The 14,125-nt window shown below is 67.0% G+C and carries 12 protein-coding genes; 3 read left to right on the top strand and 9 right to left on the bottom strand.

Annotated features, from left to right (window positions below):
* Positions 1-34: 34 nt before the first annotated feature.
* The 7 genes from WJU17_RS17060 to WJU17_RS17030 all read right to left on the bottom strand — a co-directional run bounded on the left by WJU17_RS17060 (position 35) and on the right by WJU17_RS17030 (position 7,662).
* Positions 35-1,630 (bottom strand): methyl-accepting chemotaxis protein, encoded by a 1,596-nt coding sequence (locus WJU17_RS17060; RefSeq protein WP_346328597.1) that lies wholly within the window; start codon positions 1,628-1,630, stop codon positions 35-37.
* 196 nt (positions 1,631-1,826) lie between these two features.
* Complete coding sequence (locus WJU17_RS17055) at positions 1,827-2,903, bottom strand: sigma-70 family RNA polymerase sigma factor (protein ID WP_346328596.1); 1,077 nt, start codon at positions 2,901-2,903, stop codon at positions 1,827-1,829.
* Between the two features lie 180 nt (positions 2,904-3,083).
* A complete protein-coding gene (locus WJU17_RS17050) occupies positions 3,084-4,433 on the bottom strand; it encodes a globin-coupled sensor protein (protein ID WP_346328595.1) in 1,350 nt (449 codons plus the stop codon).
* A 98-nt stretch (positions 4,434-4,531) separates the two neighbouring features.
* The gene (locus WJU17_RS17045) at positions 4,532-5,497 is read right to left on the bottom strand and encodes a peptidoglycan-binding protein (protein WP_346328594.1); all 966 of its coding nucleotides are present in this window, start codon (positions 5,495-5,497) and stop codon (positions 4,532-4,534) included.
* Positions 5,494-5,931 (bottom strand): hypothetical protein, encoded by a 438-nt coding sequence (locus WJU17_RS17040; RefSeq protein WP_346328593.1) that lies wholly within the window; start codon positions 5,929-5,931, stop codon positions 5,494-5,496. Before WJU17_RS17040 ends, WJU17_RS17045 begins: the two co-directional genes overlap by 4 nt.
* Positions 5,928-7,253: a flagellar protein export ATPase FliI gene (gene fliI / locus WJU17_RS17035; RefSeq protein ID WP_346328592.1), complete on the bottom strand. Its 1,326-nt coding sequence runs from the start codon at positions 7,251-7,253 to the stop codon at positions 5,928-5,930. The genes WJU17_RS17040 and fliI overlap by 4 nt, the downstream gene beginning before the upstream one ends.
* Before the next feature lie 4 nt (positions 7,254-7,257).
* Positions 7,258-7,662 (bottom strand): flagellar biosynthesis repressor FlbT, encoded by a 405-nt coding sequence (locus WJU17_RS17030; RefSeq protein WP_346328591.1) that lies wholly within the window; start codon positions 7,660-7,662, stop codon positions 7,258-7,260.
* Positions 7,663-7,802: 140 nt separating this feature from the next.
* Between WJU17_RS17030 and WJU17_RS17025 the strand changes: the two genes are divergently transcribed.
* The 3 genes from WJU17_RS17025 to WJU17_RS17015 are packed head-to-tail and all read left to right on the top strand — an operon-like array spanning position 7,803 to position 12,161.
* Positions 7,803-9,104 carry a flagellar hook protein FlgE gene (locus WJU17_RS17025; protein ID WP_346328590.1) on the top strand — a complete coding sequence of 434 codons (1,302 nt, stop codon included), beginning with the start codon at positions 7,803-7,805 and terminating at the stop codon, positions 9,102-9,104.
* A gap of 46 nt (positions 9,105-9,150) precedes the next feature.
* Positions 9,151-11,241, top strand: a complete 2,091-nt coding sequence (locus tag WJU17_RS17020) for a flagellar basal body rod C-terminal domain-containing protein (RefSeq protein WP_346328589.1) — start codon at positions 9,151-9,153, stop codon at positions 11,239-11,241.
* Between the two features lie 11 nt (positions 11,242-11,252).
* On the top strand, positions 11,253-12,161 hold the full coding sequence (locus WJU17_RS17015) for a flagellin (protein WP_346328588.1): 909 nt from the start codon (positions 11,253-11,255) through the stop codon (positions 12,159-12,161).
* A gap of 38 nt (positions 12,162-12,199) precedes the next feature.
* Here the strand turns inward: WJU17_RS17015 and WJU17_RS17010 are convergent, their stop codons facing one another.
* Positions 12,200-13,897, bottom strand: coding sequence for a hypothetical protein (locus WJU17_RS17010; protein ID WP_346328587.1), 1,698 nt, complete (start codon positions 13,895-13,897; stop codon positions 12,200-12,202).
* A complete protein-coding gene (locus WJU17_RS17005) occupies positions 13,894-14,121 on the bottom strand; it encodes a hypothetical protein (protein WP_346328586.1) in 228 nt (75 codons plus the stop codon). The genes WJU17_RS17010 and WJU17_RS17005 overlap by 4 nt, the downstream gene beginning before the upstream one ends.
* Between the last annotated feature and the right edge of the window lie 4 nt (positions 14,122-14,125).

The following is a 14,125-nucleotide window of genomic DNA, read 5'->3' as shown; positions in this document are numbered from 1 at the left end:
GGAAAGCCCTTGGATCTGTTCTCTTCCCTTGGTCTTAAAAGTTTCTCCAGTCGTCGTCGCCGACCGCCGACGCGGGCACATCATTGACGTTGGCTGGCGGCGAGACGGTCTTCACCGGAGACGGCACGGTCCTGACCGGAAGCTGTACGGTCTTTTCCGGGACCACCGGAGCGGCCTTGGGCCGGATCGGCATGATGACCGCTTTCGCGGATGCGGGCTTGGCGGCTGCGCTGGCCGGTGCCTCGACAGGCGCTCGGGCCGGCTCCGCCATCGCGCGAGGCTCGGTGCGTGCCACGGTGGTCGCCGGGGCCGGAGCGGCAGGGCTCTCAGGCATCCTGGTGACCAGCCTCGCACCAGCTGACGCGCGGCTCACAGGGGCCCCGGTACGGAAGCGGGATACCTGGTCGCCCAGAGCGGCGACCTCGCCGTGAAGATTCCGCGATGCGGCCGCCGCCTGCTCGGCCGTCGCGGCGTTCTGCTGCGTCACCTGCTCCATGGTACGAATGGCGTTGCTGATCTCGGAAATGACCGCCGACTGGGTCTTGTGGTCGGTCGCCATGCGCTCGAGCAGGCTGTGGACTTCCGACATCTCGTCGGAAATGCCGTTGAACGTGCCGTCCACCAGATGCACCGCCTCTACCGCGATGTCGATATCGCTCCGCGCGGCCGCGAGCTGGTCACGCGCGCGCTTGGCCTCTTCCTCGGCACGCATCGCCAGCGAATTCACCAGATCGGCGACGACCGAGAAGCCGCGGCCGGCGTCTCCCGCCCGACTGGCTTCAATGGCGGCGTTCATGGCGAGCACCCGCGTCTGGAACGCGATCTTGTCGAGACCGCCGATAACCGACGCAATCCCCTTCGCGCTTTCCTGGACGCGGCCCATCGCATCGACGGCGCCGTGGGCCAGATCCACGCCCTGCTTCACGCCCGTCACCGCCTCGTTGGCCCGGTTCGCCGTGCCCGTTGCCAATTGCGCGGCCATGCGCAGCCTGTCATCGATCGTGACCAGCGCCGCCGAGCTCTGTTCGAGACTGGCGGCGCTGCTCTCGGTCCGGCGCGCGAGATCCTCGGCCGCCCGGGCAATCTCGTCGCTGCGCAGCGTGATACCGCCCGCCGTGCGATTAACGGCGGCGATCAACTCGCGCAGACGGACAACCGCCTCGTTGAACGCCGTTTTCAACGCTTCCTGTTCCGGTGGTACCGCCGCTGAAACACTGGTCGCCAGGTCGCCGGAACGCAGGGCTTCGAGGCCCGTCGCGAGCGCTGCGGTGATCGCCCCGTATTCCTGCCCCTGCTGCTCACGAAGTCGCTTCTGGGCCGCCGCCTCGTCACGCAGCCGAACGATCGCCGTGGCAATCTGTCCGATCACGTCCTTCCGCTCGGCCGCGAGAGCCCCGGTCTCATGGGCGTCCGCGGCCAGCCGGGACAAGGCCGCCGCCAGGCGGCGACCCGTTACGTGCCAGATGCCAAGAAGGCTCGCCAGCGATGCCGCCGCCACCAGGACCGTTACCGTCATATCCTGTCCGGCCAGAAGCGCCAGGCCGCCGGCCGCGACGATTGTCAGGCCGCCCAGAGCAAAAGCGGCGTTGTTGGAGCGCTGGAGGGGCCAGTCTTCGAAAAATCCAAGCATGCTGTGTCTCGCGCCTCAGATTGATTGCGAAAGCAGGCTCAGAGCCCGGCGACACCGGTGACCTGCCCTATCATTATAGGATAAATGCCGTGAAGCTCGCCGGGAGGCGGCCCCAAACTTGATCCGCATCAGGCCGCGAACGAAAAAGGGCGGCTTGCGCCGCCCTTGCCGTGGAGAGACCGGGATTTGCGAATGCTCAGCCATGCGCCGCGTGGGATCCGTTGGCATGAGGATCGTTGGCGTGGCCGGCCATGAAGCTCTCGGCCAGAAAGTCGGACGTGACGGAGCCGTTCGCCTGAATGGCAACGACCCTGATTCTGTCGGTCTGCGGCACCCGGGGAACGGGCAGCAGGCTGACCGCCGCGGGCTGGGCGTCCATGGCGACGGGCTTGGGCTGAGCCACCACCGGCGTGGCGGGCGCGGCCTGGAGCGCGCGGCCATATTCGGCCAGCAGCGCGAACCTTGGATGACGCTCGACCAGGTTCGCCATGGCGCGCACGGCATGCTTGGTGATCTGGCGGATTCTTTCCTTGGTCAGCGAGAAGCGTGCGGCCAACTCGTCCTCCGACACCTGATCCAGAATGCGGTGCCGGACGATCTGCCGATCGCGCAGCAGCTTGTCGTCCACCGCCGCGATCTCGGCGGGATCGATGGCGTTGACCTTGAGCCGTGGTTTACCGCCATCTGCGCCAACGGCGGACTTCTGCCCTTTGATCTTACGCTGGAGCAGCGCCACGGCACTGGTCCTCTGATCCTTCACATACTGGTCCAGCAGCGCGTCGATGGCGGCGTGGGCCAGATAGGCCGACGCTTCTGATTCCACGCGGGCAAGCGCGCCTTCGTCCTCGATCGTCGCCTCGAAATCCATGTCCTCGCCATCGGGCCGATAGCCGAGGGCCTGCATCGACACGGTCGTCGCTTCCACCTTTTTTGCGGAAGGCCGCTGGTCGGTCATCAGCCGGAACCGCAGCGCCTGCAACTCGCCCCGAATCTGCCAGTTCACGAAGGTCGTGAACTGCGCCTTCTCCGGATCATAGGCCTGGATGGCCCGGTGAATGCCGATGGCCGCCGCCTGTTCGGCATCTTCCCAATGCGCCATCAGACCGTATTTTCGGATGAAGTGCCGAATGCGCGGCGCCGCCAGCTTCAGAATGGAGGCAAAGGCGCGGTCCACGTTAAAGCGCTGCCGCGCGGTCGATGACTGGCCGTCGCGCGGCGTGTTGGCGATGACGTCAGCAACGAGAGCTTCTAGGGCGATAGTGGTCTTCGACATTTTTCGGGTCCCCCTCACTGGGATGCCATCCTCGCGATGGCAGGACCCCTTATAAAGGATACATTTTTATTGGAAAAGATAAATTTATTGGAAAATTATATTTTCCCGTAAAAACGTGGAAAGCCGCCCTCCGCATGGCGGAGAGCGGCTTTCCTGATGGCCTGTTGGACGGACTGGCCGTCAGGCGGCGCGCACGCTCGCGACGAAGCTGCCAACTTCGACCCTCAAGGCATCGGCCTGCCCCGAGAGATTCGCCGCGGACGTAAAGACCTCCTTGGCGGCTGCGCCGGTGACCTCGGCCGCCTGGCTGACGCCGACGATGTTGATCGACACTTCCTGGGCCGCCTGGGCGGTTTGTTGCACGTTGCTGGTGATATCGTGAGTGGCGATACTCTGCTGTTCGATCTGGGTCGCGATGTTCGAGGAAATGGCCGCGACCTCACCGATGGTGGAGGTGATCGCCTGAATGGCGCTGACGGCCTCCTTTGTCGCTGCCTGGATTTCCGTGATCTGCGATTCGATCTGTTCCGTCGCCTTGGCTGTCTGGGTCGCCAGATTCTTCACTTCCGTTGCGACCACCTCGAAGGCCTTGCCCGCCTCGCCGGCCCTCGCGGCCTCGATCGTGGCGTTCAGCGCCAGCATGTTCGTCTTGCCGGCGATCTGCGTGATCAGGCCGATCACATTGCCGATCTTCTCGGCCCCTTCCGACAGGGCACGCACGATAATGTCGGTCCGCTGCGCGTCTACCACGGCACGGTCGGTGCTCTGGGCCGAGCGCTTCACCTGCTGGCTGATCTCGGAAATGGACGAAGTGAGCTGCTCCGCCGCCGAGGCCACCGTCTGAACGCCGGCGCTGGCCTGTTCCGCGGCCGCCGCCACGGTCATGGCGCGCTGGTTGGCTTGTGTTGTCGTGTTGGTCATCGACTGCGCCGTGGTTTCCAGCTCGGTCGAGGCAACCGCCAGCATTTCGGTCATGTTACCGATCTTGGTTTCGAAATCGTCGGCGAGAGCAGTCAGCTTGCGATCATAGACGGCCTGATTCTCTTCGATGTAGACCGAGATCGCCAGGTCCATGTCCAGCATCACGGCCTTGCTGATCGCCGCCATGAGCTGCCCCGTGGCAGCCTGCGCCGCGGCCGGATTGAGTCTGCTGGTGTGATGCTTGGCGGCCACCCGATAAAGATGGTTCAGAATGAAAGAATAACCGCCGATGTACCAACGCGGGTCCAGACCGATACGGCTATGGACCAGACCGATCTTGCGCACGGAAACAACATAGTCATCGTCGAACCGGCCAGAAAAGAGCTTCATCCAATGCGAGGTCTGCGCGCGGCCTGCGGCATCCATCCCGCTGTCGCCCCGGAACATGGCGACCAGCTGCGGCCATTTCCGCATATTGCCGTAGAAGAGCCGGATGATGGCGGGCAGCTCGCGCTCGATGACGGGCAGGAAGCCGGCGAGCGCATCACTATCTTCCCTGTCCAATCCCACGAAGGAAACGCGGTCGATAAGGTCACTGCTAACAGACATGAATGTTGCCTTTCCATTGTCGGATAAACACGGCCTGGCACGTCTCTCTTGGCCGGATTGAATAGAATTATAGGATAGAATTTATCGACCCGGCGGCTTTACGCGATAAATCGATCCGGGTTCACGTGGCGATCCACATAGTCGAGCAGCCAGGCCCGGTGCGCGCCGGCTGCGTCGCCCGCTTGAGCGATGCGCGTGCTCGCCGCACGCGCCCCGACCTGTGCGGTCAGAAGCATTTCGGCACGGGCCGGCTTGATGCCGTCGCCCAGGAAGCGGGCGGCATCTCCGGCGCCCAGATGGTGCGCCAGATACGCGGTCCGGGCGACGCTCTCGGCGCCGCTGCCCACTTCGATCCCTTGCTTGCGCAAGTAGCGGAGATTGGCGAGGGCGTAGTCCGCCGTCGCCTGGATCGAGGCCTCGCCATCGTAACGCAACGCGAGAAGCGCCGCGCGGCTGCCGGGAGAAATCTTGCCATTGGCGCCGATCCATCCCCGCTCGCGCGCTGCGGCGTTCAGCCATGTGCCGTCGCGTTCCGCTTCATCGACCCAGGTGCGGTTGAGGAACTGGCCGAGGCCGGCCGCGCTGGAGCGCGGATTACGGGACATGGTCTTCCACGCGCCATCCGGCTGCTTCGCCGCCTCCGCGTCGATGATGGAGGCAAGCGCCTGTGCGGGAATGCCCGTCCGCTCGCTGGCGGCGGCGATGGCGCCGCCAAAACGGCTGTTGGCGCCCAGATTGGTCGCGGCCGCGCCTTTTTCCGTAACCGCCATGGCCTGAGGCGCCGACACGGTCTCACGCGCCGCCACACCGACCGGGTTACGCAAGTCCGTCGCGGGCGGCGCCGCCGGCAGGCCGGAAAAAGCCGCCTGTTCGAGCAGGGCGAACAGCGATTCTCCGCCCATGGCCACCGGGGCGACCCGATCGGGCGCTGCTCCCGACGCATCATCGCCATCTCCCAGCGCCGCCCGCCAGAGAGGAAGCGCCAGTTGCGCCCGCGCCGTGGCATTGATCAGCTCCGCCTTTCGGGCCGGGCCCGCCTGCACGCTGTCGAGTTCCGAAATCATGACGTTCGATGCTCCCTGGACGCGTGGTGTCGGCGAACCACCGACGAGGCCACCATGTCGTCGAGTTGCGCCTGGACGGCGTTGTCACGGCGGCGTTTGTGCTCGGCACGGTGCCTCTCGGCCGCGGTCTCGATGGCCTGCAGCGACGCAATGGCGCTGGCCGCTTCGGCCCGGAGGCTGACGAGCCTTGCCTGCGTGAACGCGCGTTCTTCCATGAGGCCGGCCCGGCGCGTCCGCAGGCGCGCGGCATAGTGATGAGAGGACACCATCGGCGCCTCCGCGCCGCACATGGCCTCGCGTCTGGCGTCCCCTGCCAATTGCTCGACCCCTTCATCCAGCGAGGCCACGCGCGCGAGCGCGTCGCCGATCTGCCGCGCGATATCGTCGACCTGCCGCCGCTTTATGCGAATCGCCGGGTCATAGGGCGTCGTCATGCCGCACCGCCGAGGATCATTTCGAGATCGGCGAAGGCCTGGTCGAGCCGCCCCCGGTCATTCTTGCCCTGCCCGATCAGCGCCTCGATACGCGGCTCAAGCGCCACGGCCCGATCCACCCGTGCATCGGAACCGGTACTATAGGCGCCAAGCCGAACCATCTCCGCCATGTCCGAATAGAGCGCGAGATTGCCACGGGCCTCGAGCCGAAGCGCGTTTTCCCTGTCCGTCTGCGCGCGTGGTAGTGTCCGCGACACGGATTTGAGGATGTCGATGGCGGGATACCGCCCGCGTTCCGCGATGCGCCGCGACAGCACCACGTGACCGTCGAGAATCCCGCGGACCGCGTCGGCGACCGGCTCGTCATGATCGTCACCATCGACGAGCACCGTGAACACGCCCGTGATGGATCCCTGGCCCGGCAGTCCCGGCCCCGCGCGCTCGAGCAGACGGGGAAGCTCGGCGAAGACCGTGGGCGTGTATCCCTTGGTGGCCGGCGGCTCGCCGCTGGCCAGGCCGATCTCGCGCTGTGCCATGGCGAAGCGGGTCACCGAGTCCATGAGACACAGGACGTGATGGCCCTGGTCGCGGAAATGCTCGGCGATGGCCATGGTCGTCCAGGCCGCCTGGCGCCGCATCAGCGCCGGCTCGTCGCCGGTCGCGACCACCACGACGCTCCGGGCGAGACCTTCGGCCCCCAGATCGTCCTCGACGAATTCCTGGACTTCGCGCCCTCGTTCACCGATCAGGCCGATCACCGCGATGTCGCACGCGGTCCAGCGCGCCAGCATGGACAGAAGCACCGACTTGCCGACGCCCGAACCGGCGAACAGGCCCAGCCGCTGTCCGACGCACAGCGATGCGAAAAGATCGAGGGCTCGCACCCCCGTCTCGATGCGCGCGCCGACTCTGGCGCGCGTCGCGGCGGGCGGAGCCGCCGCGCGGATCGGCTGCGGATGCGCGCCGGCCTGAAGAGGGCCCTTGCCGTCGATGGGGTTGCCGAGACCATCGACCAGGCGCCCCAGCCAGCCAAAAGACGGCCGCAGCACGAACTGGCCGGCGGCCAGATCGGCGCGCATCCCGGTGCCCACGCCCTGCGGGTCCTGGAACGGCATGCAGTGACAGACGCCCCGGTCCATGCCCGTGACCTCCGCCGCGAGCGTACCCGCGCGCGTCGCGATGTCGAGACGCGATCCGACCCGCGCGGCACCGCCCAGGCCATCGACCTCGATCAAGGCGCCGCGCACGGCGGCGACCTGACCGAAGCGGTGCTCGGCGGGCATTCCGCGCAGGGCGGCGGCGGCGGCCGACAAGGGCGACATGATCTCACACCGCCTCTGGCAGCAGACGCGCCATCGCGTCGGCCTCGTAGCGCATCAGCCAGCGGCAATCGGTCAGCGCCCGGTAGAAGTCACGGCACGCCACCTTCTGGGCGACCCTGATGCAGCACGCCCGCGCGTCCGGCGCCTGCAGCGCCTCCAGCAGATCGCCGATCAGGGACACCAGGGACTCCTGATACGCGGCGCGCCCCTCGGGATCGATATAGGCCATCATGCAGGCGAAATACACGCGGCTGGCCGGCGTGCGGGCCTCGTCGGGCTGCATCAGCTCGCGTCCGCGCAGGACGGCGGCGCCATTCTCCACATCGAGGGTCATGCGGCCGACGGCGCGCAGCACGGCGCCATTGACGATCACCTTCTCTCCATCACGCAGGGAAATTCTCAGGGCCATGGGTCTCACCTTGGTTATGCTCCTCCTATTATAGGAAAGAAGTTCGAAACCAAGGGAACGCTAGGCAAAAATTGCCGTGTAGAACTGTTCCCAAGGAATGTTCCTATAATATCTGCACCAAGCCATCCACGGAGAACACCATGAGCCTCTATTCAGCTCTCTATGCGGGCGTGTCCGGTCTCGGCGCCCAGTCCAGCGCCATGGCGGGCGTCGCGGACAACATCGCGAACATCAACACCGTCGGCTACAAGGGCGTGCAGACCGAGTTCAAGTCGCTGGTCGTCGACGGCCAGGCAAGCAGCAGCTACACGGCGGGCGGCGTCGCGGCATCGCCGCAAATGCTGATCTCGAAACAGGGCCTGCTGCAGACGTCCAGCAACCAGACCGACATGGGGATCGACGGCAGCGGCTTCTTCGTCGTCCGCTCGACGGAGGCCCCCGACAGCACCGTGTCGTTCACCCGGGCAGGATCGTTTTCGCCCGACGCCGAAGGCTTCCTTCGCAACACCAGCGGCTACTATCTGCAGGGCTGGCCGCTGGACGGCGCGGGCGGCTACGTGAACACCGGCAATCTGGACGAGCTGCAGCCCGTGGGTCTCGGCGATCTCAACGGCACCGCGACCGCGACCACCGCGATCACGATCCGCGCCAACCTGCAGTCGACGACGCCGGTCCAGACCGCGGCCTATGCGGTCGGCGACCTCGCCAGCGGTACCATGGTCCCCGACTTCACGCGCTCGCTCGACATCTTCGATGCCCAGGGCGGCTCGCACCGCGTCACCATGGGCTTCGCCAAGACCGGCGTGAATCAGTGGGCGGGCGAAATCTACGCCGATCCGGCGACCGACGTGACCGCGGCGGGCGGCCTGCTCGCCAGCGGCGCCATCGCCTTCAACGCCGATGGCAGCCTTGATCTGGCCGGCTCCACCGGCACGCTGTTCAGTCCGCTGTCCGTGACCTGGACCAATGGCGCGGGCTCGAGCCCGATCGCCCTCAATCTGGGAAGCGATGCGGCCGTGAACGGTCTCACCCAGTTCGGCGGCGAATCCGCCCTGCTGTCCTCGTCGCTCGACGGCGGCCTGCTCAACAACATCGCCTCGATCGATATTTCCAAGACAGGCCTCGTCAGCGCCATCTTCGACGACGGCACCTCCCGCGCCGTGTTCCAGTTGCCACTGGCGACCTTCGCCAACCCGGACGGACTGACCCGGCTTTCAGGCAACGCCTACTCGATCTCCAACGAATCGGGCAGCCCGACGATCAACCCTCCCGGCAGCTTTGGCTCCGGCAGCATCGTCAGCAGCGCGCTGGAGGCATCCAACGTGGATCTGGCGCAGGAATTCACCAACATGATCCGCTTCCAGCGCGCCTACAGCGCTTCGTCGAAAGTGATCACCACCGTCGATGACATGCTGCAGGAGGTCAACAATCTGAAGCGCTGACGCCGCCGGCCTGAACAGGCCGTTCTTCCCGCCGTAAGGATCTTCCGTGTCGCTCAACAGCATCCTCAATTCCGCCATGTCGGGCCTGGCCGCGTCCCAGGCCGGCATGGGCGCCGCCTCGAACAACATCGCGAATGTGGGCACCGCCGGCTACGCGCGCGAGCGTGTCGCCTTGTCGGCGGGCGTCACGGGCGGCCGGACGAACGGCGTCCTGGTCGGAGAGTCCCAGCGTATCGCGGACCGGTTTCTCGAGGCGGCGGTCTACGGCCGGGCGGCCATGTCCGGCCGGGCCGACGTGACCGCCGGTTATCTCGACCAGTTACAGGCCGCCATCGGTCAGCCCGGTTCGGCGGCGACGCTGCCCGCGCGGCTCGACGCGCTCACGTCGTCCGCCATCGCCATGACGGCGTCCAGCACCAGTCCCGAGGCGGCCGCCGTGTTCGTCGGCGATGTCTCCAGCATGCTGGAGACACTCCGCCAGACCGACGACGACGTTGCGGCCCTGCGGGCAAACGCGGCGGCGGAAATCGAGGACACCGTTACCCGGGTAAACGGACTGCTGACCCGGATCCACGATCTGAACGACAATATCGCCCGTTCGGAAGGCATGGGTCGCAGCACCGCGGCGCTGGCCAGCCAGCGCATGTCGGCCATTGGCGATCTGGGTGGTCTGATCGGGATCACGGTGCGCGATCAGCCGGATGGCCGGGTCACCATCGATGCCGCGGACGGGACCGTGCTGCTCGACCGGCGGCTGCGCCAGCTCACCTATCCCGCCGCCTCGGGAAGCGGGTTGCAGACCGGGTCACCGGCGATCGGCGTCCGCTTCTCCGGCGAGGCGGGCGAACAAGGGCCGTCGACCGGAGATGTGATCGTCTCGCCCCAAGTCGGCGGCAAGCTGGGCGGTTTGCTCGACATGCGCGACCGCGCTCTGCCCCTGTTCAGCGAACAACTGAGTATCATCGGCGACGCCCTGGCATACTCGCTCAACGCGGCATCGAATGCCGCCACGGCGGTACCCGCGCCCAACGTGCTCGCGGGCCGCGATACAGGCCTCGTGACGGCCGACCGGCTCGGTTTCTCCGGAACGGCCAGCCTCTCGGTCACCGACGGAGCGGGCACCCTCGTCGCCGCTGCCAGCATCGACTTCTCGTCCCTTGGACCGGCGGCCACCATCGCCGACGCGCTGGCCGCCATGAATACCGGGCTCGGCGGGGCCGCGACCGCGTCATTTTCGGACGGGCGTTTCACGCTGCGGGCGACGGCCCCGGGTAACGGCGTGTCGGTCGCCCAGGATCCGGCAATGCCGGCCGTGCGCGCCGGCATGAGCTTTTCGCACTTCTTCGGGCTCAACGATCTCATCCGGTCGGAAGCCCCCTTGGTTCCGCCCGGATTCCAGCCATCCGACGCCCACGGCATCGCGCCGGGTCAGTCGCTCGGCCTCGAACTGCGCGACGGCGGCGGCAGAATTCTCGCCAGCCAGTACGTCACCGGTACGTCCGGGCCGGCCCTGGCGGACATGCTGGGCGAATTGAACGCGGGTCCGCTGTCCCGCTTCGGCGGTTTCTCCCTGGATGAGTCCGGTCGGCTCGCGTTCGAGCCATCGGCGGCGGGCGGCGGCGTCACCCTGGCGGTCACCGGCGACACCACCGACCGTCTGGGCACGGGCCAATCCCTTTCGGGCCTGCTGGGTCTCGCGCGGGGTCCCGTGTCCTCGATGTCCGTCCGAGCGGATATCGCCGCCACCCCCGCGCGCCTGCCGCTGGCCCGCGTTCCGGCCGGCGCCGTGCTGGGCCAAACCGTCATCGGCGCCGGGAACAAGCAGGGCGCGAATGCCTATGTCGACCAACTGGCCGCGCCCGTCGCGCTGGGACGGTACGGCAGCGCCACCGTGGGGCAGGCCGCGGCACGGCTGATCAGCAGCGCGGGGGCCGAGGCGTCGCGCGCCGAAGACGCTCGCGCGAGCGCAAGCGCGCGCCTCGACGACGCCGTGAGCCGCCGTGACAGCTTCTCGGGGGTCAATGTGGACGAGGAACTGGCCCAGCTGGTGATTCTGCAGAACAGCTACTCCGCCGCCGCGCGCGTCGTCGCGACGGCGAACGATATGTACGACACCCTGCTCAACATGATGCGCTGAAGGTCCAGATCATGAACCGCGTCGCGACCCCCGTTTTTCACCAAGCTCTTTCCGGCTCTATCCAGCGCGCCCAGGCGCAGCTCGTCACGACCCAGCAGGAGGTCGCCAGCGGCAAGAAGGCATCGACCTATGCCGGTCTGGGCGGCGATACGGTCAGAAGCATCTCGGCCCGCTCCATGCTGAGCAGGACCGAAGCCTATGCAACGGTGGCGGCCCGTACCGCCACGACCCTGTCGCTCTACGACGCCAACCTCACCCAGGCGGAGAGCACCGCGTCGACGCTGCGGCAGGATCTCTTCACGGCGCTCGGCCGCGGCAATACGCTGGGCCTGCAATCGACGATCGAGTCTGCCTTCGACGCGTTCGCCAACACCCTGAACGCGACGGAAGGCGGGGTCCCCCTGTTCGCCGGCTCGCGCACCAGCGAAACCCCGTTCAAGGTCGGCAGCCTCGCCGACACCCTGAGCCTCGCGGGCAACGCCGCGTTCGCCAGCGACGACGGTCAGCAGACCGCGCGCCTGGGCGATGGACTCGATGTTCGCTTCGGCGTCGGCGCGCACACCATCGGCGGCGATGCGCTTGAGGCGTTCCGCACCCTGGCGGCTGCAGGCCCGTTCGGCGAAATGCCGACTGACGCACAGAAAGCGGCATTGAAACAGGCCATCGAGCAGTTGGACAAGGGCATCGGCGCCATCCAGACCGCCAATGCGGAGAACGGTCGCAAGCAGGCGCACGTAGAGACGCTGGCCAACAATGCGGAGGCGCGCGGCGTCATCCTGAAAACCATCATCTCGGACAGTGAAGACGTCGACCTGGCGCAGGTCGCCATCAACCTGGCGCAGCAGAAGACGGCGCTGGACGCATCCTATTCGGTCTTCGCGAAACTCTCGGGACTGAGTCTGGTCAATTTTTTCAGCTAGGCCTGCCCTGCCGCTGGTCCGGCAGTCGCAGGCCTCGATCAGAGCAGATCGCCGAGCGCGCCTGCGGGACTTGCCGACGGCATGACCGCCAGTGCCTTGCCGATGGTTTCCGAGGCCAGTGTCTCGACCGGTGCGGTCAGCATCTCGAAGGATGAAGCCGCCCCCAGGTCCCGAAAGCGGGCCTGATAAAGCGCGCGCAAGTGCTGCAACTCGGCTTTCTTGTTCAGCATCCCCAACGCGATGGCCTGGCGGAGCACGATGATCTGTTCCTGGTCGTCAAGGGTCTTCCCGTTGGGCTCGACCCCCGGGAATGCATCCGCCAGTGCCTGCCAGTTCTTGCCTTTCCAATAGAACTCCGCCCTCAGCCGGGCACTGTCCGGCAACCCTTCGACGACGGCGACGGCGTCGTCGGTCTTGCCAAGCCGGGCCAGGGCGATGGCTTGAACCCTCTTGCGGTCGTCTGTCATGCCGCCCGGATAGGCCGGGCCTTCACTGTTCCTGATTGCGCGGACGGCTCGCTCCGGGTGGCCCGCCCGCAGGAAAAGGGTCGCGACCCGGATCGAAACCGGCCCCTGCGCCACATCTCGCGCACGCGCGAACAGCTGATGCTCCAGCAGTTCGGCCGCCCGGTCGTAAAGGCCGGCCTCCTCGAGACGAGCCGCCAGCCGGCTGACCAGCAGATCTCCCTCCGCCCCCGTCGGCGCCAGATCACGATAATTCCAGTAGAGGCCGCCCGCGCGATCGACAGGCAGACCGCTTTTAGGGTCCAGCGCCGCGGTCAGGTACCCCCGCACCGCCGTGATGACCGACGCGCTCTCGTCATCCAGGCGGTGGTACCGCACGAGCGCCGCGCCGTTCGCCAGAGCACGATCAATGTCCTTGGTCTGCACCGCGACGCGGTAATTCAGCAACAGCGCCTGCTTCTCCACCTCGCCGCCGCGCCAGCCGAACCTGAGCGCATCGAGCGCCTTGCCCGCCGCGACAGGGTCCAGGACGCCCCGATCCAGGCCAATGACCACCTTCATCAATTGGGCTTGGGCGCGTTGCTCGGCGTCACCGGATCGGCTCACGTTTTCGAGGCTCTTTTCCGCCGCGTCATACTGCCCGCTTTTGGCCTGCGCTTGCGCCCGCAGCAGGTGGGTCAACGGAAGCTCTTGATCGAGCAGGCGCAGCCAGTCGAGCGCCACGCCGGGTTTGTCGCCTTGAATCGCCGCCGCCGCGAGCGCGCTGATGAACGGCGCGCGCCGATCGGTCGGCAAAGCCTTGACCGCGGGAAGCGCGCATTCCACCTCATCCAGCGCCTTGTCCGAGGACAGCGCGGACAAGGCCACGAGACGCCAGGCGCATGCCTCAGCCCGCTCAGCCAGCGCGGGCAGCTCCAGGGCGGCCACGCCTTCGGCATGGCGGCGCATCTGAACGAGCGCCATGCCCCGGGCCAGGCGGTAGTGGGCGAGCGTCTCTACCCCCGCGTCCTGCTCGCGCATCAGGTCCAGCATGCCGATCGCCTCGGCCCCCAGGCCCGCGCTGACCAGACTGAGCGCATAGGTCCAACGCGCCTCCTGCCGCTGCGGGGCCGGCGTCCCGACCAGCGCCGCCCAGGCCTGCGCCGGCGGCGTCACGCGCCATTCCAGAGCGCGCTCCATCACGGCGGCCACCGGCACCTCCGATGCCAGTGCCGCCGGCTGTGGGAGCATGACCGATGCCAGCGCCGTCGAAAACAGAAGCGCGGCCCTCATGGCTGCCATCCCTCGATCGACGCCCAAAGGGCGACGGCGGCACCGCCGAACAGGCAGGCGAGCAGATACAGCACGGCAAGTGCCGGACCTGCCGTGCGCGAGGCCGGTCGTTCGACGGGCGCCACGCCGGCCGATGCCGCTGGACTGATCGTCTGGGGCTTCGAGGCGCCGCCGGCGCTTCCGTTGACGACTTTCACGCGGCCTGGTTTCTGATCGCGGCTCACTGAC

Source organism: Iodidimonas sp. SYSU 1G8 (assembly GCF_039655775.1).
Classification (GTDB): Bacteria; Pseudomonadota; Alphaproteobacteria; order SMXS01; family SMXS01; genus RI-34.
Note: the sequence above shows the minus strand (reverse complement) of the source record. Positions and strands in the feature narration are given on the sequence as shown.

What these genes read in the sequence shown, in the direction of transcription:
- WJU17_RS17040 (WP_346328593.1), bottom strand. Translation starts at nt 5,931, where the DNA reads ATGACGACGCCCTATGACCCGGCGATTCGCATAAAGCGGCGGCAGGTC.
- WJU17_RS17055 (WP_346328596.1), bottom strand. Translation starts at nt 2,903, where the DNA reads ATGTCGAAGACCACTATCGCCCTAGAAGCTCTCGTTGCTGACGTCATC.
- WJU17_RS17015 (WP_346328588.1), top strand. Translation starts at nt 11,253, where the DNA reads ATGAACCGCGTCGCGACCCCCGTTTTTCACCAAGCTCTTTCCGGCTCT.
- WJU17_RS17060 (WP_346328597.1), bottom strand. Translation starts at nt 1,630, where the DNA reads ATGCTTGGATTTTTCGAAGACTGGCCCCTCCAGCGCTCCAACAACGCC.
- fliI (WP_346328592.1), bottom strand. Translation starts at nt 7,253, where the DNA reads ATGTCGCCCTTGTCGGCCGCCGCCGCCGCCCTGCGCGGAATGCCCGCC.
- WJU17_RS17010 (WP_346328587.1), bottom strand. Translation starts at nt 13,897, where the DNA reads ATGAGGGCCGCGCTTCTGTTTTCGACGGCGCTGGCATCGGTCATGCTC.
- WJU17_RS17050 (WP_346328595.1), bottom strand. Translation starts at nt 4,433, where the DNA reads ATGTCTGTTAGCAGTGACCTTATCGACCGCGTTTCCTTCGTGGGATTG.
- WJU17_RS17025 (WP_346328590.1), top strand. Translation starts at nt 7,803, where the DNA reads ATGAGCCTCTATTCAGCTCTCTATGCGGGCGTGTCCGGTCTCGGCGCC.
- WJU17_RS17045 (WP_346328594.1), bottom strand. Translation starts at nt 5,497, where the DNA reads ATGATTTCGGAACTCGACAGCGTGCAGGCGGGCCCGGCCCGAAAGGCG.
- WJU17_RS17030 (WP_346328591.1), bottom strand. Translation starts at nt 7,662, where the DNA reads ATGGCCCTGAGAATTTCCCTGCGTGATGGAGAGAAGGTGATCGTCAAT.